This window comes from Variovorax sp. 278MFTsu5.1 (genome assembly GCF_048305045.1).
Taxonomy (GTDB): Bacteria; Pseudomonadota; Gammaproteobacteria; order Burkholderiales; family Burkholderiaceae_C; genus Variovorax; species Variovorax guangxiensis.
Genome location: NZ_CP157622.1, coordinates 3385467 through 3404872 on the forward strand (window position 1 = coordinate 3385467; position 19406 = coordinate 3404872).

Annotated in this window: 16 protein-coding genes; 11 read left to right on the forward strand and 5 right to left on the reverse strand. The window is 68.5% G+C overall.

Features of this window, described 5'->3' with window-relative positions:
• The first annotated feature begins 147 nt into the window (after positions 1-147).
• From bioA to bioD, 3 genes are read left to right on the forward strand one after another with little or no spacing between them, the layout of a single operon-like run.
• On the forward strand, positions 148-1533 hold the full coding sequence (gene bioA, locus ABL844_RS15805; protein ID WP_418131843.1) for an adenosylmethionine--8-amino-7-oxononanoate transaminase: 1386 nt from the start codon (positions 148-150) through the stop codon (positions 1531-1533).
• Positions 1517-2752, forward strand: coding sequence for an 8-amino-7-oxononanoate synthase (gene bioF, locus ABL844_RS15810; protein ID WP_418131844.1), 1236 nt, complete (start codon positions 1517-1519; stop codon positions 2750-2752). The genes bioA and bioF overlap by 17 nt, the downstream gene beginning before the upstream one ends.
• The gene (bioD, locus tag ABL844_RS15815) at positions 2749-3495 is read left to right on the forward strand and encodes a dethiobiotin synthase (RefSeq protein ID WP_418131846.1); all 747 of its coding nucleotides are present in this window, start codon (positions 2749-2751) and stop codon (positions 3493-3495) included. Before bioF ends, bioD begins: the two co-directional genes overlap by 4 nt.
• Here the strand turns inward: bioD and ABL844_RS15820 are convergent.
• Positions 3478-4530 (reverse strand): aldo/keto reductase, encoded by a 1053-nt coding sequence (locus ABL844_RS15820; protein ID WP_418125776.1) that lies wholly within the window; start codon positions 4528-4530, stop codon positions 3478-3480. The genes bioD and ABL844_RS15820 overlap by 18 nt on opposite strands.
• A gap of 244 nt (positions 4531-4774) precedes the next feature.
• Here ABL844_RS15820 and ABL844_RS15825 point away from each other — a divergent pair, with 244 nt between their 5' ends.
• The 4 genes from ABL844_RS15825 (at position 4775) to ABL844_RS15840 (ending at position 9655) form a co-directional block, all read left to right on the forward strand.
• Entirely contained in the window at positions 4775-5767 is a 993-nt protein-coding gene (locus tag ABL844_RS15825; protein ID WP_184638033.1) for an AraC family transcriptional regulator, read from the forward strand.
• A gap of 27 nt (positions 5768-5794) precedes the next feature.
• Entirely contained in the window at positions 5795-6724 is a 930-nt protein-coding gene (locus ABL844_RS15830; protein ID WP_418131847.1) for a cation diffusion facilitator family transporter, read from the forward strand.
• Positions 6725-6844: 120 nt separating this feature from the next.
• Positions 6845-8077: a class I SAM-dependent methyltransferase gene (locus ABL844_RS15835; protein ID WP_418131848.1), complete on the forward strand. Its 1233-nt coding sequence runs from the start codon at positions 6845-6847 to the stop codon at positions 8075-8077.
• Between the two features lie 84 nt (positions 8078-8161).
• Entirely contained in the window at positions 8162-9655 is a 1494-nt protein-coding gene (locus ABL844_RS15840; protein ID WP_418131849.1) for an MFS transporter, read from the forward strand.
• Between the two features lie 6 nt (positions 9656-9661).
• Here ABL844_RS15840 and ABL844_RS15845 read toward each other — a convergent pair whose 3' ends face one another.
• Complete coding sequence (locus ABL844_RS15845) at positions 9662-10093, reverse strand: GNAT family N-acetyltransferase (RefSeq protein WP_418131850.1); 432 nt, start codon at positions 10091-10093, stop codon at positions 9662-9664.
• A 237-nt stretch (positions 10094-10330) separates the two neighbouring features.
• Between ABL844_RS15845 and mgrA the strand changes: the two genes are divergently transcribed.
• The 3 genes from mgrA (at position 10331) to ABL844_RS15860 (ending at position 13034) form a co-directional block, all read left to right on the forward strand.
• Positions 10331-11371, forward strand: a complete 1041-nt coding sequence (mgrA, locus tag ABL844_RS15850) for an L-glyceraldehyde 3-phosphate reductase (protein ID WP_126019635.1) — start codon at positions 10331-10333, stop codon at positions 11369-11371.
• A gap of 120 nt (positions 11372-11491) precedes the next feature.
• Positions 11492-11689, forward strand: coding sequence for a hypothetical protein (locus ABL844_RS15855; protein ID WP_418131851.1), 198 nt, complete (start codon positions 11492-11494; stop codon positions 11687-11689).
• Between the two features lie 535 nt (positions 11690-12224).
• Positions 12225-13034 carry a tetratricopeptide repeat protein gene (locus tag ABL844_RS15860; RefSeq protein WP_418131852.1) on the forward strand — a complete coding sequence of 270 codons (810 nt, stop codon included), beginning with the start codon at positions 12225-12227 and terminating at the stop codon, positions 13032-13034.
• 19 nt (positions 13035-13053) lie between these two features.
• On the opposite strand, the gene ABL844_RS15865 is transcribed toward ABL844_RS15860, so the two are convergent.
• The 3 genes from ABL844_RS15865 to ABL844_RS15875 are packed head-to-tail and all read right to left on the reverse strand — an operon-like array spanning position 13054 to position 18792.
• Positions 13054-15003 carry an esterase/lipase family protein gene (locus tag ABL844_RS15865; RefSeq protein WP_418131853.1) on the reverse strand — a complete coding sequence of 650 codons (1950 nt, stop codon included), beginning with the start codon at positions 15001-15003 and terminating at the stop codon, positions 13054-13056.
• The gene (locus tag ABL844_RS15870; RefSeq protein WP_369662381.1) at positions 15000-16031 is read right to left on the reverse strand and encodes a DUF4105 domain-containing protein; all 1032 of its coding nucleotides are present in this window, start codon (positions 16029-16031) and stop codon (positions 15000-15002) included. The genes ABL844_RS15865 and ABL844_RS15870 overlap by 4 nt, the downstream gene beginning before the upstream one ends.
• A gap of 52 nt (positions 16032-16083) precedes the next feature.
• On the reverse strand, positions 16084-18792 hold the full coding sequence (locus ABL844_RS15875) for a GNAT family N-acetyltransferase (protein WP_369662380.1): 2709 nt from the start codon (positions 18790-18792) through the stop codon (positions 16084-16086).
• A 102-nt stretch (positions 18793-18894) separates the two neighbouring features.
• Here ABL844_RS15875 and ABL844_RS15880 point away from each other — a divergent pair, with 102 nt between their 5' ends.
• Positions 18895-19389, forward strand: a complete 495-nt coding sequence (locus tag ABL844_RS15880) for a low molecular weight phosphatase family protein (protein WP_369662379.1) — start codon at positions 18895-18897, stop codon at positions 19387-19389.
• The last annotated feature ends 17 nt before the right edge of the window (positions 19390-19406 follow it).

Below are 19406 nucleotides of genomic sequence, written 5' to 3' on the forward strand. Positions count from 1 at the left end.
TTGTTTCACGACGTTGCTCCGAACGCGCGCGCTACGCCGGGCAACATCGCTGAACCGGCCTTCATTTCACACGCTTGAGAGCGGTTTGCCGCCCCCTGAACGCGTCGATACGATCCCGCGCCTTGCCCTCACGAAAGGACTGCGCGGGTGCCTCCGACAACTGCTTTTTCCTCATCTTCCAACGCCGACCTGCAACGGCGCAGCCGGCGACATGTGTGGCATCCGTGCACGCAGAGCATCCGGCTCGAAGCGGTGCCGCCGCTGCCCATCGCCCGCGGCGAGGGCGTGTGGCTCATCGACCAGGAAGGCCGGCGCTACATGGACGCCACCAGCTCGTGGTGGGTCAACCTGTTCGGACATGCGCATCCGGCAATCAACGCCGCGCTGAAGCAGCAACTCGACACGCTTTCGCACGTGATGCTCGCAGGCTGCACCCATGCGCCGGCGGTGGAGTTGGCGCAGCGGCTCTCCGCGCTCACGGGTGGCGCGCTCGGGCATTGCTTCTATGCGTCCGACGGCGCCTCGGCAGTGGAGATCGCGCTGAAGATGAGCTTTCATTTCTGGCGCAATGCCGGCCGCGGCGACAAGCGGTGCTTCGTCGCACTGAAGCACGGCTACCACGGCGAAACGCTGGGTGCGCTGCACGTGACCGACGTGCCGGTGTTCCGCGACGCCTATGCGCCATTGCTCGCGAACGCGCATCTGGTGGCCTCGCCCGACGCGCGCAATGCTGCTGCGGGCGAGAGCGCGGCCGATGTCGCCAGCCGCGCCGCCGCCGAACTCGAAGCGCTGCTGGCCGAACAGCACGACACCATCGCCGCCGTGATCGTCGAGCCGCTGGTGCAGTGCGCCACCGGCATGGCGATGCACGACCCCGAATACCTGCGCCGCGTGCGCGCGCTTTGCGACCGGCATGGCGTGCACCTCATCGCCGACGAGATCGCGGTGGGCTGCGGGCGCACCGGCAGCTTCTTCGCCTGCGAGCAGGCCGGCATCTGGCCCGACTTTCTCTGCCTCTCGAAGGGCATCAGCGGCGGCTACCTGCCGCTGGCGCTGGTGATGGCGCGCGACGCCATCCACGACGCCTTCATCGACGACGACGCGGCGCGCAGCTTCCTGCATTCGCATTCCTACACCGGCAATGCGCTGGCCTGCCGCGCGGCGCTGGCGACGCTGGACCTGTTCGAGGCCGAGGACGCCTTGCGGCGCAACCGGGGCAGGGCACAGCGCCTGCTGCAGCGGTTGAGCGGCGGACTCGAAGGCCGCGCGGTCGGCCATCTGCGGCAACGCGGAATGATCACCGCCTTCGACGTGCGCGAGCCCGGTGCCCGCTTCGCGGAGCGTTTCCACCTCGCGGCGCGCGCGCAGGGGCTGCTGATGCGGCCCATCGGCAACACCGTGTACCTGATGCCGCCCTACGCCATCGGCGACGGCGAGATCGACCTGCTGGTCGACGGCACGCTCGCCACGCTGGATGCCGTGCTGGCCACGAACCCGAAAAAGGAAGGAGCCCGCGATGTCGCGCTTGCTTGACCGCCTGCAGGGCGAGATCGACGCGCTCGACGCCCAGTCGCTGCGCCGCCGCAGGCAGATCGCCGAGACAGCCTGCGCGCCGCTGCAGACGCTGACGCTGGCCGGCAGCAGCGCAGCGCGCACCATGCTCTGCTTCAGCAGCAACGACTACCTCGGGCTCGCGGCCCATCCCGCCCTGGCGAAGGCATGGGCCGAAGGCGCTGCGCTGTACGGCACGGGCAGCGGCGGCTCGCACCTGATCCTCGGGCACTCGCGCGCGCACGCCCAGCTCGAGGAAACACTCGCCGGCTGGATGTCGCCCTTCATCCCGGAGGCGCGCAGCCTGTTCTTCTGCACCGGCTACATGGCCAACCTCGCGGTGCTGTCGGCGCTCGGCGGGGCGGATGCCGTCATCTTCTCGGAGTCGCTCAACCACGCCTCGCTGATCGACGGGGCGCGGCTGGCCAAGGCGCGCGTGGAGCGCTACGCGCATTGCGACGTGGCGGCGCTCGACGCGCAGCTCGCCGCCTGCGACGCGCCGTTGAAGCTCATCGTGAGCGACGCGGTGTTCAGCATGGACGGCAACATCGCGCCGGTGGCCGCGCTGCTCGCGCTGGCCGAGAAGCACGATGCCTGGCTGGTGATCGACGACGCGCACGGCTTCGGCGTGCTAGGCGATACCGGGCGCGGCGTGCCCGAGGCACTGGGCCTGCATTCGCAGCGGCTGGTGCTGGTCGGCACGCTGGGCAAGGCGGCGGGCGTGTCGGGGGCCTTCGTGGCGGCGCATCGCACGGTCATCGACTACCTGGTGCAGCGCGCGCGGCCGTACATCTTCACCACGGCGGCGCCGCCGGCCGTCGCGCACGCGCTGCTTGCGAGCCTGGCGCTGATCGGGGGCGAGGAGGGCGCGCAGCGCCGCGCGCAACTGAAGGAGCGCATCGCCCAGCTTCGCCTGGGGCTGGAGTCCGTGCTTCCGGCGGACGGCGGCGCGCGGCTGCCCCAATCGCCCACCGCGATCCAGCCGCTGATCGTGGGCGACAACGCGCGCGCGATGCTGACCATGGCGCAACTCGATGCGCGCGGGTTGCGCGTCGGCGCGATCCGCCCGCCGACGGTGCCGGCCGGCACGGCGCGGCTGCGTATTGCGCTGTCGGCCAGCCACACGGAGGCCGATGTCGCGCGGCTGGTCGATGCGCTGGGCGAGGCCCTCGCCAGCCAGCAGTTGACGGAGGCGGCATGACGCAGCAGCGCCGCTGGTTCGTCACCGGCACCGACACCGGCATCGGCAAGACGCTGGTCAGCAGCGCCATGCTGAGCCTGCTGGCCGGATCAGGCCTGCGCGCGGTCGGCATGAAGCCGGTGGCGGCTGGCCTCGAAGAGGTCGACGGCGCCTGGCGCAACGAGGACGTGGAGCAATTGCATGCCGCCGGCAACGTCGATGCACCGCTGGAGCTGCGCTGCCCCTATCTGCTGCGCGCACCGATGTCGCCGCATCTCGCGGCAAGGCAGGAGGGCGTGAGCATCACGCTGCAGCCGCTGCTCTCGGCCTTCGAGCAGCTCTCGGCTATCGCAGACGCGGTGGTGGTCGAGGGCGTGGGCGGCTTCTGCGTGCCCTTCGGCGACGACTTCGACAGCGCCGACCTGGCCGTGGCTCTGAAACTGCCTGTGATCCTGGTGGTGGGGCTGCGGCTGGGCTGCCTCAACCACGCGCTGCTGAGCGCCGAGGCGATCCGCGCGCGCGGGCTGGTGCTGGCGGGCTGGGTGGCGAGCATGGTCGATCCGTCGATGCTCGCGCCGCAGGCCAATCTGCAGACGCTGCGCGCGCGGCTTGGCGCGCCCTTGCTCGGCATCGTGCCGCACTTGGAGAAGCCCGACGCATCCAGCGCGGCCCGCCACATCGACCTGCGCGCGCTTCGGGCGACGGCGGCACATGCCGCGCGCCGAGCCGCATCGCCCGAGGAGACCTCAGCCGCGCAGGCCTGATTCCGCAAGCCGCTTGCCGCGCACGCCGCCCTGGCGCTCCAGCATCCAGCCGGGGTACTCTGCCGGCAGCGCGCTCACCTTGTCCAGCGTGGCGAGCTCGTCGGCCGTGAGCTTGATGGCGGTGGCGGCGATGTTGTCGTCCAGTTGCTCGACGCGCTTGGCGCCGATGATCACGCTGGTCACCACCTGCTGGTGCAGCAGCCACGCCAGCGCGATCTGCGCCACCGACACGCCGCGCGACTCGGCCAGCCCGCGCATCACGTCGATGCAGTCGTAGGCGCGTTCGACGTTCACCGGCGGAAAGTCGAAGCTGGTGCGGCGGCTGCCTTTCTCGGCCTCGGTGTTGCGGCCGTACTTGCCGCTGAGCAGGCCGCCCGCGAGCGGGCTCCACACCATCAGGCCGACGTTCTCGCTGCGCAGCAGCGGCACCAGCTCGCGCTCCAGGTCGCGCCCGGCGATGGTGTAGTAGGCCTGCAGCGATTCGAAGCGTGCCAGCCGGTCGCGCTCGGCGATGCCCAGGGCCTTGGCGATCTGCCAGGCGGCCCAGTTCGACACGCCCACGTAGCGCACGTGGCCCTGGCGCACCAGGTTGTCGAGCGCGTGCACGGTCTCCTCGATGGGCGTGACCGGGTCGAAGCCGTGGATCTGGTAGAGGTCGATGTGGTCGAGCTGCAGGCGCCGCAGGCTGGCCTTGACGCCATCCATGATGTGGAAGCGCGAGGCGCCGGCCGAGTTGACGCCCTTGCTGCCGGTCTCGCCCAGCACCTTGGTGGCCAGCACGAAGCTGTCGCGCGGCACCTTGAGGTTCTTCAGCGCCTGGCCGGTGATGACTTCCGACTGGCCTTCGGAGTACACGTCGGCCGTGTCGATGAAGTTGATGCCGGCGTCCAGCGAGCGGCCGATCAGCCCTTCGGCCTCGGACTGCTGCAGGTTGCCGATCTGGCCCCAGATGCCGGAGGAGCCGCCGAAGGTCATGGTGCCCAGGCACAGCTCGGAAACGAAAAGGCCGGTGCGGCCGAATTTGCGGTATTGCATGGAGAGGTTCCTTTGCAGGCAGAAGGGGAATGCGGGGGAGGGGAACGGGATCCGCCGGAAAAAGTATCCTGCCGCCTTCTGCCCCGCAGCGAGCGCGTTCCTGCAAAGTATTTGCCTGATTCTCCAGACCTCCCGCGCGGGGCGTGCGAAGCGGCGGGAGGAGCGCTAAGCTTCCGCTCGCTCATTCCTCCAGGGGCCGTCCGGTCGTTTCCGCGGCTCCCCATCGCGACAAGGCTCCAGAAACATGTCCGACGAAACACCCGAAATCGCCGCCGCCATCGCCCAGCCGATGCCGCTCGAACCCGAACTCGAAGAGGCCCGCAAGCAGCTCGTGGCGCTCATCGAGCACATCACGCAGGGGCAGGAAGGCACCGTCGTCACCGCCGTTCCCGGCCTGCAGGTGTTCTGCATCCGCAAGCCCGAAGGGCCCAAGCACGGCTTCGCGTCCCCCGCGCTGGGGCTGATCGCGCAGGGCTCCAAGCGCATCATCGTGGGCGACGACATCTACGTGTACGACCCGATGCACTACCTCGTGACCTCCGTCGACCTGCCCGTTTGCGGCCAGGTGTGCGTCAAGAGCGAGGACGAGCCCTACCTGGGCGTGCGGCTCGAACTGGCCATCGACGAGATCGGCGACCTCATCGGCGACGAGAAACTGCCGGCCAAGGCCAATGCGCCGGCTTCGCGCGGCATGTACGTCAACCGCATCGCCATGCCGGTGCTGGAGCCGGTGCTGCGCCTGCTGCGGCTGCTCGACACGCCGGAAGACGTGCCCATCGTGGCGCCGCTGATCAAGCGCGAGATCATGTACCGCCTGCTGGTCAACGGCGAGGGCGCCCGGCTGCGGCAGATCGCCCTGCAGGACAGCCACACTCAGCGCATCACCAAGGCCATCAGCGCGCTGCGCATGAACTACGCCCAGTCGCTGCGGGTGGAAGACATGGCGCGCGCGGTGCACATGAGCGTGTCGTCGTTCCACCACCACTTCAAGGCGGTGACCGCGATGAGCCCGCTGCAGTACCAGAAGCAGTTGCGGCTGCAGGAGGCGCGCCGGCAGATGCTGATCGCCGGCGCCGACGTGGCGAGCGCCGCGCACAGCGTGGGCTACGAGAGCACCTCGCAGTTCGCGCGCGAGTACGGGCGCATGTTCGGCGCGCCGCCGTTGCGCGACAAGCGCCGCTGGCTGGGCGAGGCGGGCAACGACGCGATGGGCGCCGCTTCCATGGAGGCTGCGTGAACCTGCCGGCACGCGGAGCTGCGCCGCGTGGCTGAATCGAAGATCGCCATCTACGGCGCCATCGGCGCCAACGTGGCGATTGCGGCCACCAAGTTCATCGTCGCGGGCATCACCGGCAGCTCGGCGATGCTGTCGGAGGGCGTGCACTCGGCGGTCGACACCTTCAACGGCGTGCTGCTGCTGGTGGGCCTGCACCTGAGCAAGAGGCCCGCGACGCCCGAGCATCCGTTCGGGCACGGCAAGGAGCTCTACTTCTGGAGCCTGATCGTCGCGGTGCTGATCTTCGGCCTGGGTGGCGGCGTGTCGTTCTACGAGGGCGTGCAGCACATCCGGCAGCCTGAGCCGATGCGCGATCCCACCTGGAACTACGTCGTGCTCGCCGCGGCGGCGCTCTTCGAGGGCACGAGCTTCCTCATCGCGCTCAGGCAGTTCCGCGCGCAGGCACGCGGATTGCCCTTCTGGCAGGCGCTGGACCGCAGCAAGGACCCGACCACCTACACCGTGCTCGCGGAAGATTCCGCCGCGCTGGTGGGCCTGGCGGTGGCCGCGCTCGGCATCTACCTGAGCCATGCGCTGAACATGCCCGAGCTCGACGGCGCGGCCTCGGTGATCATCGGCTTGCTGCTGGCGGGCGTGGCGGTGGTGCTGGTCGCGCAGGCACGCGGGCTGCTGATCGGCGAGGGCATCCGCCCCGAGACCGCCCGCGCCATCCGCGCGATGGCCATGGAGCAGGAATGCGTGGAGGAGGTGGGGCACATCCTCTCGATGTACATCGGCCCCGACGAGGTGCTCGTGATCGTCGATGTCAACTTCAAGGACGACACGCCCACCGGCGAAGCGGCCGATGCCATCGCGGCCATCGAGAAGCAGGCGCGTGCGCGGTTCCCGATGATCAGGCGAATCTTCATCGAGGCGAGCGAGGCGCCCGTTCCCGCCAGGACCAGCGGCGCCTTGTAGCACTTGCCGCGATTTCTTGCGTCGTCGCGGCCATGCAGGCTTCGCCGAACTTCGCTATCTTCTGGCGCGCTGCAGCGACGACCCGCCCGGGCGGGAGAACTCAACAACACGGAGAAATGCATGCTTTGGGAAAAGAAGCTGGCGCAGTGGAGCGCCGCGGTCCGCGAGCGCGCCAACCTGCCGGCGCGGCTCACCCTGTGGGATGGCCAGTCCTTCGACTTCGGCACCTTCAGCGGACCCGCCGTCACGCTGCACGTGAAGTCGCCGGCCGCGCTGTCGCTGATGCTGCAGCCCACCCTCGACAACCTGGGCGAGGCCTATGTCAAGAGCAAGATCGACATCGAGGGCAAGCTCAGCGACGTGATCGACATCGCCTACGGCCTCGCCCGAACCTCGGTCGACAAGCCCGGCGGCGCGCTGCAGAACATGGCGCGCTACTTCACGCATACCAAGTCCTCGGACAAGAAGTCCGTTCAATACCACTACGACGTCTCGAACGAGTTCTACAAGCTCTGGCTCGATCCGAACATGGTGTATTCGTGCGCCTACTTCGAGAACGGCGACGAAGACCTCGCCACCGCGCAGCTCAAGAAGATCGACCACATCCTCACCAAGATCGAGCTCAAGCCGGGCCAGACCCTGCTGGACATCGGCTGCGGCTGGGGCGCACTGGTGATTCGCGCGGCGCAGAAGTTCGGCGCGCGCTGCGTGGGCGTGACGCTGTCGCAGAACCAGTTCGACCTCGCGACCGAGCGCGTGAAGGCCGCGGGCCTGGAAGACCGCATCGAGATCCGCCTGCAGGACTACCGCGACGTGACCGGCCAGTTCGACCGCATCACCAGCGTGGGCATGTTCGAGCACGTTGGCCGCAAGAACCTGCCCGAATACTTCAGGCGCGTGCAGCAGCTGCTGGCCGACGACGGCGTGGTGATGAACCACGGCATCACCTCGTCCGACCCGGAAGGCGGCGGCGTGTCCTACGGCGGCGGCGACTTCATCGACCGCTACGTATTCCCCAACGGCGAGCTGCCGCACATCAGCCTCGCGCTGCAGGCCATGCAGCAGGGCGGGCTCGAAGCCCTCGACGTGGAGAACCTGCGCCGCCACTACGCGCAGACGCTGCGCTGCTGGAGCGACGCCTACGAGGCGAACAGCGAGCAGGCGCACGCGCTGGTCGACGAGGAGAAGTTCCGCATCTGGCGCGTATACCTCGCGGGCTGCGCCTATGCCTTCGAGAACGACGACGTGGCGATCTACCAGATCGTGGGGCGCAAGGCCGGCCGGCCGGCGAAGACGCTGCCCTGGTCGCGCCGCTACATCTACGACGGCACTTCGGCGCTGAACGCGGGTTGAACGCGGGTTGAGCGCGCACGGCCCGGGCGCCTGAGAGCCCGAGCCAGCGACAGGGGCTCATGCCGTCTATAGCATGCACGGCTCATGACCTCCACGACCCACAGAACAACAAGCCGCCCACTGGTCATCGCCTCCATCATGGCCTCCATGGCGATGGTGGCCATCGAAGCCACCATCGTCTCCACCGTGATGCCGCAGATCGCCTCCGAGCTGGGCGGGCTGCATCTCTACAGTTGGGTTTTCGCCTCCTTCCTGCTGGCGCAGACCGCGATGACGGTGGTGTTCGGCAAGCTCTCCGACCTCTACGGCCGCAAGCCGATCATGTTCGTCGGCATCGCCGTCTTCGTCATCGGTTCGGTGCTGGCGGGCTTCTCGTGGTCGATGCCGGCCATGATCTGCTTCCGGCTCATACAGGGCATCGGCGCGGGCGCGATCCAGCCGGTGGCGCTCACGATCGTCGGCGACCTCTATCCGGTGCGCGAGCGCGGCAAGGTGCAGGGCTGGCTCGCGAGCGTGTGGGCGGTGTCGGCGGTGGTCGGGCCGATGATCGGCGCGCTCATCGTGCAGAAGCTCTCGTGGGCGTGGATCTTCTGGGTCAACGTGCCCATCGGGCTGGCGGCTGCCGCCGGATTCTGGTTTTTCCTGCACGAGGCGCCCACGGTGCGGCGCTCGTCCATCGACATCGTGGGCGCGGTGCTCTTCACCGTCGGCATCGCGGCGCTGATGATCGCGCTCACCGAATTCGGCGTGGGCAACTCGGGCGTGGCGCTCGCGTGGGCCGGGCTCTTCGTGGTCACGCTGGTGCTCTTCATCGCGCAGGAACGCCGCGCATCCGACCCGATGGTGTCGCTTCGCCTGTGGGGCGGCCGCATGATCGCCACAGTGAACGGCGCGGCGATGCTCGCCGGCATGGTGCTGATCGGCATCACCACGTTCCTGCCGATGTACGTGCAGGTGGTGCTGGAGCGCTCCTCCGTCACCGCCGGCCTCGCGCTCACCATGGTGATGCTCGGCTGGCCCATCGGCGCGACCCTGACCTCGCGCACCTTCCATCGCATCGGCCTGTGGCGCATGGTGGTGACCGGCGCGGCGCTGATTCCGGTGGGCGCCTCGACATTCGTGCTGCTGGGTGCCGGCAGTTCGCCTGTGCTTCCCGCGGTCGGTTCCTTCATCATCGGCCTCGGCATGGGCGTGATGAGCCTGAGCTCGCTCATCCTCATCCAGGAGGGCGTCGATCTCGCGCAGCGCGGCGTGGCCACCGCATCGAACGTGTTCTCGCGCAACCTCGGCAGCGCGCTGGGCGCGGCCTTCTTCGGGGCGGTCTTCAACTTCGGGCTCACGCACGGCGACGGCCGGCCGATGTTCTCCGACGAGCAGCTGCGCATGCTGCTGCAGGGCATGCACGGCTCCGTCGCGGGCGATTCGGCCATCCGCCTCGCGCTGGGCGGATCGCTGCACTTGACCTTCGTGATGATGCTGGTCGTGAGCCTGGGCGTGATCGCGCTGGCCTTGCTGCTGCCCCGGGAAGGGCTGGTGGAGAGCAGGGCGGTTGCAGCAGGGGAGGCTGCGCCGAAGTAGCCCGGGTCAGGGCGCCTGCAGCGCTTTCTTCATGTACGCGAGATAGAAGCCGGGCGCGTAGTCGTCGATGCGGGCGTACTCCTCGTAGCCCTGCTTCAGGTAGAAGCCGCGCGCCTGCCACTCGAAGGTGGACAGCTTTGCGTTCTTCGCGCCCAGTGCGATGGCCTGCCGCTCCGCTTCGGCCAGCAGGCGGCTGCCCAGGCCCGCGCCCCGGGCGTCTTCCTCCACGAACAGCACTTCGACATCGAGCCAGTACAGGAACACGAAGCCACGCAGTCCGCCGAGCAGGCGGCCGTTCTCGCCCCTTGCGTCCAGCCGGATGTACTCCTGCTTCGGGTACTCGCCGACGAAGCCATAGTTGTAGTGGCGCAGTTTGAGGCCCAGTTCGCCGGAGCGAAGCTGTTCCTCGGTGGGGGGCGCAAGGGTGATGTTGTTCATGGCTGGCGCTGCCTCTGTCTTGCGGAGGCGGCATTCTGCCCGCGCACGCACAGGCCGCATATCGATCCGCGCTTTCTTTCGTTGTGCGCCGCGTCTTCCACGGATAGCTTCGCTCGACCGCCTGCCAACCTGGTGCTCGATACGTGATCCTGCGCCGTGGGCATGCTTGCAAGCATACGCACGCGCGGGCATTCTTGGCAGCTCTCCTTACTCTCACTCCGCCAGGACAAAACCCCCATGACCTACCACGCCGACCCCAAGCGCTACGACGCCATTCCCTACCGCCGCGTCGGCCGCAGCGGGCTCGTGCTGCCGGCCATCTCGCTCGGGCTCTGGCACAACTTCGGGGACACCACCTCCATCGCCACCCAGCGCCAGCTGCTGCGCACCGCCTTCGACCTGGGCATCAACCACTTCGACCTCGCCAACAACTACGGCCCGCCCTACGGCAGCGCCGAGACCAACTTCGGCCGTCTGCTGCGCGAAGACTTCAAGCCCTACCGCGACGAGCTCATCATCTCCAGCAAGGCCGGCTGGGACATGTGGCCCGGCCCCTACGGCAAGGGCGGCGGCTCGCGCAAATACGTGCTCGCGAGCCTAGACCAGAGCCTGCAGCGCCTGGGCCTGGACTACGTCGACATCTTCTATTCGCACCGCTTCGACCCCGAGACGCCGCTCGAAGAAACGGCCTCCGCGCTGGCCCAGGCCGTGCAGCAGGGCAAGGCGCTGTATATCGGCATTTCTTCTTACTCCGCCGGCAAGACGCGCGAGATCGCCGCGCTGCTGCGCGAGTGGAAGGTGCCGCTGCTGATCCACCAGCCGGCCTACAACCTGTTCAACCGCTGGATCGAGAAGGACCTTCTGAATGCCACCGACGAACTCGGCGCCGGCGTCATCGCCTTCACTCCGCTGGCGCAGGGCCTCCTGACCGACAAGTACTTGAGCGGCATTCCGGCCGACTCCCGCATCAACCGGCCCGGCGGCGGCTCGCTGAAGCAGGAGCACCTGTCGGACGCCAACATCGAGCGTGCCCGCGAGCTCAACAAGATCGCGCGCCGCCGCGGCCAGTCGCTGGCCCAGCTCGCGCTGACCTGGACGCTGCGCGATCCGCGCGTGAGCTCGGCGCTGATCGGCGCGAGCCGGCCGGAGCAGATCGTCGACAACGTGGCGGCGCTGTCGCACGCGCCGCTGAGCGCGGAGGAGCTGGCCGAGATCGACAAGTACGCGGTGGAAGGCGGCGTGAACCTTTGGGAGAAGCCCTCGACGGACTTCGCCTGAGTTGCCAAACCGGCCATTCGCTCATCACGGATCGCATCAGGTAACTTGGAATCCGTCTTTGGCAAAGGCGGGTGCGCTTTGCAGAATCGGCGCAAGCATTCGTTCGATTCATTGACAGCCATGCAACTGCGCACGCACTACGTTTCTCCGGCCGCCCAGGCACGCCATGTCCTGGCCCTCACCGCGAAGGTCTGGCGCGTTCCGCCGGCTTCGCCGCATGCGCTGGCTCGCCGCGCGCCTCATGGCTATGTGCCGGTGCGGGTGCTTCGGCGCCTGCATGCGGCCGCCATGTTGAGCCTGCTGCCGCATTCGTGGTGAGCGGCGCTGCCCGCCCGGCATGCGGCGAGCGGATATCGATATAGGAAATCAGCGCAAGCAACTCGCGCGATGCTCCGCAGAATCCCTCCCGAAGGACGGAGGAAGAAGGAGCAGAAGTCCCCTGGAGTTGAGTTCGAGGTGAGTCGGAGTCGGATTGGCTTTTTCGCAGATTCGATGGACGGCTTTTGTGCGGGCCTTCGGGCCCGTTTTTTTCTTCAGCATCGCGCGGTGGATGCGCCGAGCAGGAAACCGGTGACTTCGTCCGAGAACACATAGCGCCGCCCGCGGATGAGCACGCTGTCCGGGCTCTCGGGGGCCGGCTGCACGCTTCGGCGAGCGAGCCGACGATGCCGGGGGCCGACTGGATGCCGCGGGCGTCTTGCGCAGGCGAATGGCCCACAGCAGCAGCGAACCCCAGTCGCTCGCAGGCAAGCTTCCGGAGGTCAACGTACGGATCGGGCCAAAGCACTGCGGCTAAAGTGGCACGCTGTTGCCTGCCATCGCACATCCAATCTCCGCACGGACACCCGACACCATGCTGCCCAGATTCCTTCAGCGTCTCGCTGCACGCCTCACGGGCTCGGCGCCTCCACCCGAACCGCCGGCGAAGGGCGCCGCAGCGACATCGACATCGACATTGAAGAAGGGCGACGTACTCGCCTACAGGAACGCAAACGCCTGGCGGGCCGTCTGGGTTCTCGAAGTCGATCCGTGGCCCGACGGAACATCGGTGGCCCATTGCCTGAGCTACCAGCAGCTGGACGAGAAGCCCACCGTCGAATCGCTGAAGCACGCCGAGGTGTTGATATGGCATTCGCCCATCGACGCCGACGGCGTGAGCCAGGGCAGCGAGCTCATCGGCAACCGGCAGCCCGCCGAGGACGATCTGGTCGGCTTCGCCGAGTACCTGAAGCTCACCGACTTCCCGAGGTATCTGGAGCTGATGGGCCAGGACGGCCAGGAGATCGTGCGCCAGGCCAACGCGCACTACCTGCGCGGGAACGAGCTCTGCGAGCGGGGTCGCAAGGAGGAGGGCATTGCAGAGTACGACGCGGCCGTGGAACTCTTTCCGCTCTTCTTCGAGGCCATCGACAACCGGGCCTTCACGCGCATGGAGCTCGGCAATTTCCAGGAGGCGCTCGACGACTTCGAGCAGTCGCTGCAGGTGAACCCCGATGGAGAGGCCGCCTTCTTCTCGAAGGGCGAATGCCTCATGCGGCTTGGCGAGCTGGCGGCGGCGGAGGCCATCTTCGCCGAGGGCATGGAGCGCTTTCCGGGTAAGAAGGCGCTCTTCGGCGAGTTCCTCGGGCGCGTGCGGGCGCAGCAGCGCTCGGGAAACAAGTAGCTGGCAAGAAGGCAGTCGCCTAGCGCGCAGCCTCGGGCCGCAGCTGCTCCCTGAGGATGCGCCGTATCTCCAGGATCGCCAGCGGGTTCTCCTGCACGCTGTGCGCCGACGGAATCACCAGCTCGGAGGCCGCGCCGTCGAGGTGCGCGCTGGCGTAGGGCACGATGCCGTCGCTGGAGAGCGCCTGCGCCACGCCGGGCGTGTCGTTGCCGATGATCGAGTGGAAGCGCACGCGCGGGTTCATCGGCAGGCCCGACGACAGCCGCACGAAGGGATCGCGATCGCTGAGGTTGTCGATGCTGTTGGGTATGCGCAGCGTGCCCTGGTCCTGCCGCGCGGGCGCGATGCGGATCAGCTCGCGCGAGATGTCGCCCAGCTGCCCGAGCATGGCCACCGGCAGGGTGATGAGGTTGGCCACCCAACGCGAGATGCGGTTGTTGGCGAAGTCGGTGCCGCGGTGCGGCGAGGCGATGAAGATCGCGTCGCTCACCTGCGGCAGCGGCTCGAAGCGCAGGTAGGGCGCGAGCTTTTCCTCCATGCGTTGCTGCTGCGCGCCCTGCATCGGATAGCTCGCGAGCAGCGCCTCCCAGAGCTTGTCTTCCGACGACGACACCATGAGGCGCGACAGCACGCCGCCCATGCTGTGGCCGATCAGCGTGATGTTGTTGGAGGCCACGGCCTTGCCCGTCGGGTCGAAGTGCGCGAGCGTCTGCGTGACGGCTTCGCGGATCGCGAAGTTGTTGATCGGCAGCGGCGCGTTGGTGGGGTAGTAGACCTGCCAGATCTGGTAGCGGCGGCGCAATGTCTCGTCGCCCAGCACCTCGTTGGCCACGTTGATCCACGCCTCGGGGCTGCTGGCCAGCCCGTGCAGCATGATGACCGTACGGCGGTTCGGGTCGTAGGGTTGCATCAGGTAGATGCGCGGCTGCGTGAGGCCTTCGCGGCCGCCGAAGAGGCTGCGCAGCGCCTGCAGCGCGAAGTCGGAGCGCGCGAGCCACAGGCCGTAGCCCGAGGTGAAGTTGGCGGCCAGCGGCACTTCCTGGCCGGCGAGCTGCACGTTGGCGGTGCGGTATGGGTCGTAGGCGGCGATGCGCAGCGTGCGCGTGCCCAGAACCTCGCCGAGGCTGGCGCCGTCGAAGAGCAGCAGCGCGGTGACGGCGGGGAAGGGCATCTCGCGGTAGGGCGGACGCGGCTTCTGCTTCTCCGCGGGATCGATCTGAACTTGTCGCGGTCTTTCGTCGTCCGTGCGCTTGTTGGTCGCGGCTACCAGCTCCGCCCCGAAGCCGTCGCGCCGGTAGATATTGCGCAGGCCCGAGAAGGTCAGCGAGGCGGCGGGAATCAGCTCGTCGGGCAGTGGCGGGTCGGAGGGCAGGCGCAGGCCCGAGACGTCTGTCTCGATGCGCCAGTCGCCCACCTTCGGCATCTCGGGCTCCGCGCCGCTGCGCGAGCCCGTGCGCTGGATGTCCCGGTACAGGCCGGTGATGGCCTGCTGCACCGCGTAGTTGTAGTAGTCGCGCACCTGCGTCTGCCGGTCCTCGAAGGCGCGGTCGCGCGGCTTGCGGGGGGTGAAGAACAGGTAGGCGTAGGCGTGGCGCGCGGTTTCGAACCAGGCCTCGATGGCAGTGGCATCGGCGGCGCCGCCGCCTTTCTCCGCCGCGAGCGCTACCTGCAGCCAGACTTCGGACAGCGCGGAAAGGCGCTGTTCATCGCTCAGCCCCGAGGAGTCGGCCAGTGCATTGCGGCATGCCTGGCCGTCCTTGCGGCAGATGTCGGCGTCGGAGCCGATCACCCGAAGCACTTCCTGCGCGGAGGTGCTGAGCCTGCCGGTGGTGAGCACGTCGCCCCTGCGCTGGGCGAGGTATTCGGCCGGGGAGATCGAGCCGACCGTCACGCCCGCGCAGCCGGCCAGCAGCGCGGCGGCGCACGCGAGCGCGGGCAGGGAGGCGACAAGGCGGAATGCGCCTTTCATTGCGCCGCTCCCGCATTGGCCGTCGTGCCCGGCAGGCCTTGCCGGATCGCCTGCGAGAAATTCGCGGCCGGCGTCTTGTCCGCGGCGAGGGCGCGGTCGGTGATGCGGCCCGCCGCGCGCAGCGCTTCCATGCTGTAGCCGGGCGCGAGGCCGCCCACGTCGAAGAGGTAGTCGGGTAGGTGGCCCGAGGCCAGCAGCCGCCAGTCCATCGGCAGGCCGGGCACGATGCGCCTGGCCAGCGCGTAAACGATGGTCGTGCAGTTCGCGGTGAGCGTGTTGTAGAAGCTGGGCTCGCGCGCCAGCGCGGCGCCTTCGCCGAGGTAGGCGAGGAAGAGCGAGCGCATCTCGGCCCGGGGCAGGCTCACGCGGTACATGTAGACGTCCTCGCCGCGCACGTTGGTGCGCACGCGCAGGATGTCGTGCTCGTCGGCCGCGATCAGGCTGTTCTCGAACTGCCTGAAGAAGCCGCCGACGGACGAGAAGGCCTCGCCGCGCTCCTTGCGTATCTCGATGGAGAAGGTGAGGAACCGGCCATCGTCGAAGCCGAAGGACACCAGCGTGTGCGCGATGGCGGGGCCGGTCCAATAGGAGAGCGACACGTCGACCGTGCGCAGCCGGTCGAGGTCGTACTCGCGCGTTTCCCAGCGCTGGGTGTAGTCGGTGTCGCTGCGCCATTCGAAGTTGCGCACGTTGTCCAGCGTGACCACGCTGCCGTCGATGTGCGAGTGCAGCTGGCGCGAAACATCGTCGGCCCACACACGGTTCTGCGACGGCAGGATGGTGCTCCACCAGCCCAGCAGCAGCGCGAAGCCGATCACATAGGAGAGCAGGGCGCGCGCAGCCCGCCTGCGCCACGTCAGCGCGATGGCCGCGAGGCCGAAGGCGGCCCAGAGCACGCCCGCGCCGATCTTCACCGCGGCCGGCCCGGGGAACTGGTACCAGAGCGCGAGGCAGGCCCAGAGGCAGGTCGAAAGCACGATGAGCGACAGCAGAATGCGGCCGACGTGACGCAGGAGCGTTCGGATCATGAAAGGCAAAACCAGGAATGCGACCCGCCGAGCTTACGACGGGCGTCCATGGCTACAGCATGTAGGTCACGAGCTTGAAGTCCGGGTCTTCCGGAAAGGGCTTCACCGTGAAGCCCAGCCGGCGCACCAGCTTCAGCATGTCGGGGTTGTTGGCCAGCACCAGCCCGTCCATCTCGGCGAGGCCCTTGTCGCGGGCCACGTCGATGATGCTTTCCATCAGCCGCGAGCCGATGCCCTTGCCGCTGAACTCGTCGGCCACCACCAGCGAGAACTCGCAGCTGGTCTGGTCGGGGTTGGTCACGTAGCGCGACACGCCCACGATGCGCTCGCTCTCGAGCACCGTGCCTTCGGGCGACACGCTGCGTTCCATGATCACCGCCACCAGCGCCATCTCGCGGTCGTAGTCGATCAGCGTGAAGCGAGAGAGCATGGTCGGCGGCAACTCGTGGAAGCGCGAGACGAAGCGGAACCAGCGGCTCTCGGGCGACAGGCCCTGCACCAGCGCCTGCAGCATCTGCGCGTCGTTGGGATGCACCGGCCGCACGATGTAGGTGCCGCCGCCCGTGCCCGCCAGCGGCCATTCGCGCCGGTAGCGCGCGGGGTACGGCATGATGGCCAGGTGCTGGTAGCCGTTGACCGCGTTGCCCACGTGGGCAGCCACCGCCTGCGAGCTGCTGCCCACCACGATGCGCGCGTCGACCGAGATGGCGCCGTTCTCGTCCACGATGATCGGGTTGATGTCCATCTCGCGCAGCTCGGGCAGCTCGCACACCATTTCCGACACGCGCAGCAGCAGGTCTTCGAGCGCTTCCATGTCCACCGAATGGGCGCCGCGCCATTCGCCCAGCGTCTCGGCCACGCGCGAGCGCTCGATGAGGCGGCGCGCTAGAAACTGGTTGAGCGGCGGCAGCTCCATCGCGCGGTCGTTCAGCAGCTCGATCATGGTGCCGCCCGCGCCGAACACGATGACGGGGCCGAAGGGCTCGTCGGTGACCATGCCCACGTAGATCTCGCGCCCGCGCCGCGCGCGCACCATCTTCTGCACCGTCACGCCGTTGATGCGCGCCTCGGGCGCGAGGCGGGCCACGCGCTCCATCATCTCGACGTAGGTGTCGCGCGCGCCGGTGCCGTTGAGCACGTTGAGCGCCACGCCTTCCACGTCGGACTTGTGCGGGATGTCGGGCGAATCGATCTTCAGCGCCACCGGAAAGCCCAGTTGCGTCGCGATCATCATCGCCTCGCTGGGGCTGCGCGCGAGCAGCGTGCGCGTGATCGGAATGTGGAAGGACGACAGCAGCGACTTCGACTCCATCTCCGTGAGCACATGGCGCCGCTCGGCCAGCACGCTCTCGATGAGCAGCCGCGCGCCCTCGATGTCGGGCTTGGCCAGTGCCGACAGCGGCGGCGGCGTCTGCTGCAGCAGCTGCTGGTTCTGGTAGAAGGCCGCGATGTTGCCGAAGGCGCCCACGGCAGCCTCGGGCGTGCGAAAGCTCGGGATGGTCGCCTCGGCCAGCACCGAGCGCGCCTTGCCCACGGAGGAGTCGCCCATCCAGCAGGCCAGCAGCGGCTTGTTCATCGGCCGCGGAATGTCGGCCAGCGCCTTTGCCGTTGCAGCCGCGTCGATGCCGGCCTTGGGCGAGAAGATGGCGAGCACGCCGTCGACCTGGCTGTCGGACGAGGCCGCGTCGATGGCGGCGCGATAGTGCGCCGGCTGAGCTTCTTCCGAGAGGTCGATCAGGTCGGCCAGCGAGGCGAGCGGGGGCAGGGTTGGCTGCAGCACCTTCTGCGCGTGGGCGGAGAGCTTGCCGAGGTCGAGCCCGATCTCGTTGATCCAGTCGGCCGCCAGCACGCCGGGGCCTCCGCCATTGGTGACCACGGCCAGCCGCTTGCCGACGGGCCGGTAGCGCGAGGCCAGGCACTTGGCGGCGGAGAACAGTTCGACGAAGGAGCGCACGCGCACCGCGCCGGCGCGGCGCAGTGCGGCGTCGAACACGTCGTCGCTGCCCACGATGGCGGCGCTGTGCGTCTGCGCGGCCTCGTTGCCGGCAGGCTTGCGCCCGGCCTTGAGCACCACCACCGGCTTGGCGTGCGAGGCCGAGCGCAGCGCGCTCATGAAGCGGCGCGCGTCGGCGATGCCTTCGAGGTAGATGATGATGCTGTGCGTGGCCTGGTCGTTGGCCAGGAAGTCGAGCACCTGCGGAATGTCGACCGAGGTGTGCGGACCCAGCGACACCACGCTGGAGAAACCCACGCCGTTCTGCCGAGCCCAGTCGAGCATCGAGGCCGTGAGCGCCCCCGACTGCGCCACCAGCGCGAGCGGCCCGCTGCCGGCCAGCGGACCGGCCACGCTGGCATTCAGGTGCAGCAGCGGACGCTGGAAGCCCAGCGAGTTGGGCCCCAGCAGGTGCACGCCCTCGCGGCGCGCGATCTTGCGCCACTGCGACGCCTGCTCGGCGCCGATGCCGCTCGAGAGAACCACCGCCGCCTTGCAGCCGATGCGCCCCGCGATCTCGAGCGCGGCCGCCACGTCGCCAGGTGCCAGGGCGATGAGCGCGAGGTCGGCATGGGTCTGCGCCAGTTCTTCGAGCGTGCCCTTGGTGCGCACGTCCAGGAAGCGCAGCGTTCCGTCGAAGCGCTGCGCGCGGAAGGCCTCGCGCAGCGTGTGGCCTGCCGGCGTCTGTCCGCCGGGACCGTCGGCATTGCCGACGAAGGCGACGATGGAAGCGGGCGCGAAAAGCGGTGTCAGGAAATGCTTGTCCATGCCCCCGAGTCTGCACCGTTCGGACGCTGCTGTGCAGCATGGCGGCACTGCTCGGCGAATGGTCAGGACGGGTTAAGAACGCAGGGCTATAGTCAGGGTTCCATGCAAAAACGTATCGGCGTGATCTTCGTCTCGCGACGAAATTCATTGCGCAGCATCCTGGCAGAAGCGTGCCTCACGCACCTGGACCCGAAGCGGTTCTCGGTATCTTCCTGCGGTCAGCCCGGGCAGGTCGCCCGCGAATTCCATCCCGCCGCCATCGCCGCGCTCAAGAGCGCGAGCATTCCCTTGCCGAACCGGCAACCGCGCGGCTGGGACGAGCTCGCGCGCGCCAATGCCCACGCCGCGGACTTCGTCATCACGCTCGACGAATCCACCGAGCCGCGCCAGCCCTCATGGCCCGGCCAGCCCGATGCGGCGCTGTGGGCCTACCCCGACGTGCTCGACGGCCGCGACCCCGACAGGGTCGCGCACGACGCGGTGCAGATGCTGTTCTCGCTGCGCCGCAGGCTCGAACTGCTGGTGAGCCTGCCGATGCAGGGGGCGGACCGGTCGGCCGTGCGGTCCGACGTGCGCGACCTGGGGTACATGCGCTAGCCGCTCCCGCCGGCCGG

Excerpts from the sequence above, each read along its gene's own strand:
- ABL844_RS15825 (WP_184638033.1), top strand. The coding sequence starts at position 4,775 with ATGTCCGACGAAACACCCGAAATCGCCGCCGCCATCGCCCAGCCGATG.
- ABL844_RS15870 (WP_369662381.1), bottom strand. The coding sequence starts at position 16,031 with ATGATCCGAACGCTCCTGCGTCACGTCGGCCGCATTCTGCTGTCGCTC.
- mgrA (WP_126019635.1), top strand. The coding sequence starts at position 10,331 with ATGACCTACCACGCCGACCCCAAGCGCTACGACGCCATTCCCTACCGC.
- ABL844_RS15840 (WP_418131849.1), top strand. The coding sequence starts at position 8,162 with ATGACCTCCACGACCCACAGAACAACAAGCCGCCCACTGGTCATCGCC.
- ABL844_RS15880 (WP_369662379.1), top strand. The coding sequence starts at position 18,895 with ATGCAAAAACGTATCGGCGTGATCTTCGTCTCGCGACGAAATTCATTG.
- ABL844_RS15855 (WP_418131851.1), top strand. The coding sequence starts at position 11,492 with ATGCAACTGCGCACGCACTACGTTTCTCCGGCCGCCCAGGCACGCCAT.
- ABL844_RS15845 (WP_418131850.1), bottom strand. The coding sequence starts at position 10,093 with ATGAACAACATCACCCTTGCGCCCCCCACCGAGGAACAGCTTCGCTCC.
- bioD (WP_418131846.1), top strand. The coding sequence starts at position 2,749 with ATGACGCAGCAGCGCCGCTGGTTCGTCACCGGCACCGACACCGGCATC.
- ABL844_RS15835 (WP_418131848.1), top strand. The coding sequence starts at position 6,845 with ATGCTTTGGGAAAAGAAGCTGGCGCAGTGGAGCGCCGCGGTCCGCGAG.
- ABL844_RS15865 (WP_418131853.1), bottom strand. The coding sequence starts at position 15,003 with ATGAAAGGCGCATTCCGCCTTGTCGCCTCCCTGCCCGCGCTCGCGTGC.
- ABL844_RS15875 (WP_369662380.1), bottom strand. The coding sequence starts at position 18,792 with ATGGACAAGCATTTCCTGACACCGCTTTTCGCGCCCGCTTCCATCGTC.
- ABL844_RS15860 (WP_418131852.1), top strand. The coding sequence starts at position 12,225 with ATGCTGCCCAGATTCCTTCAGCGTCTCGCTGCACGCCTCACGGGCTCG.
- ABL844_RS15820 (WP_418125776.1), bottom strand. The coding sequence starts at position 4,530 with ATGCAATACCGCAAATTCGGCCGCACCGGCCTTTTCGTTTCCGAGCTG.
- bioF (WP_418131844.1), top strand. The coding sequence starts at position 1,517 with ATGTCGCGCTTGCTTGACCGCCTGCAGGGCGAGATCGACGCGCTCGAC.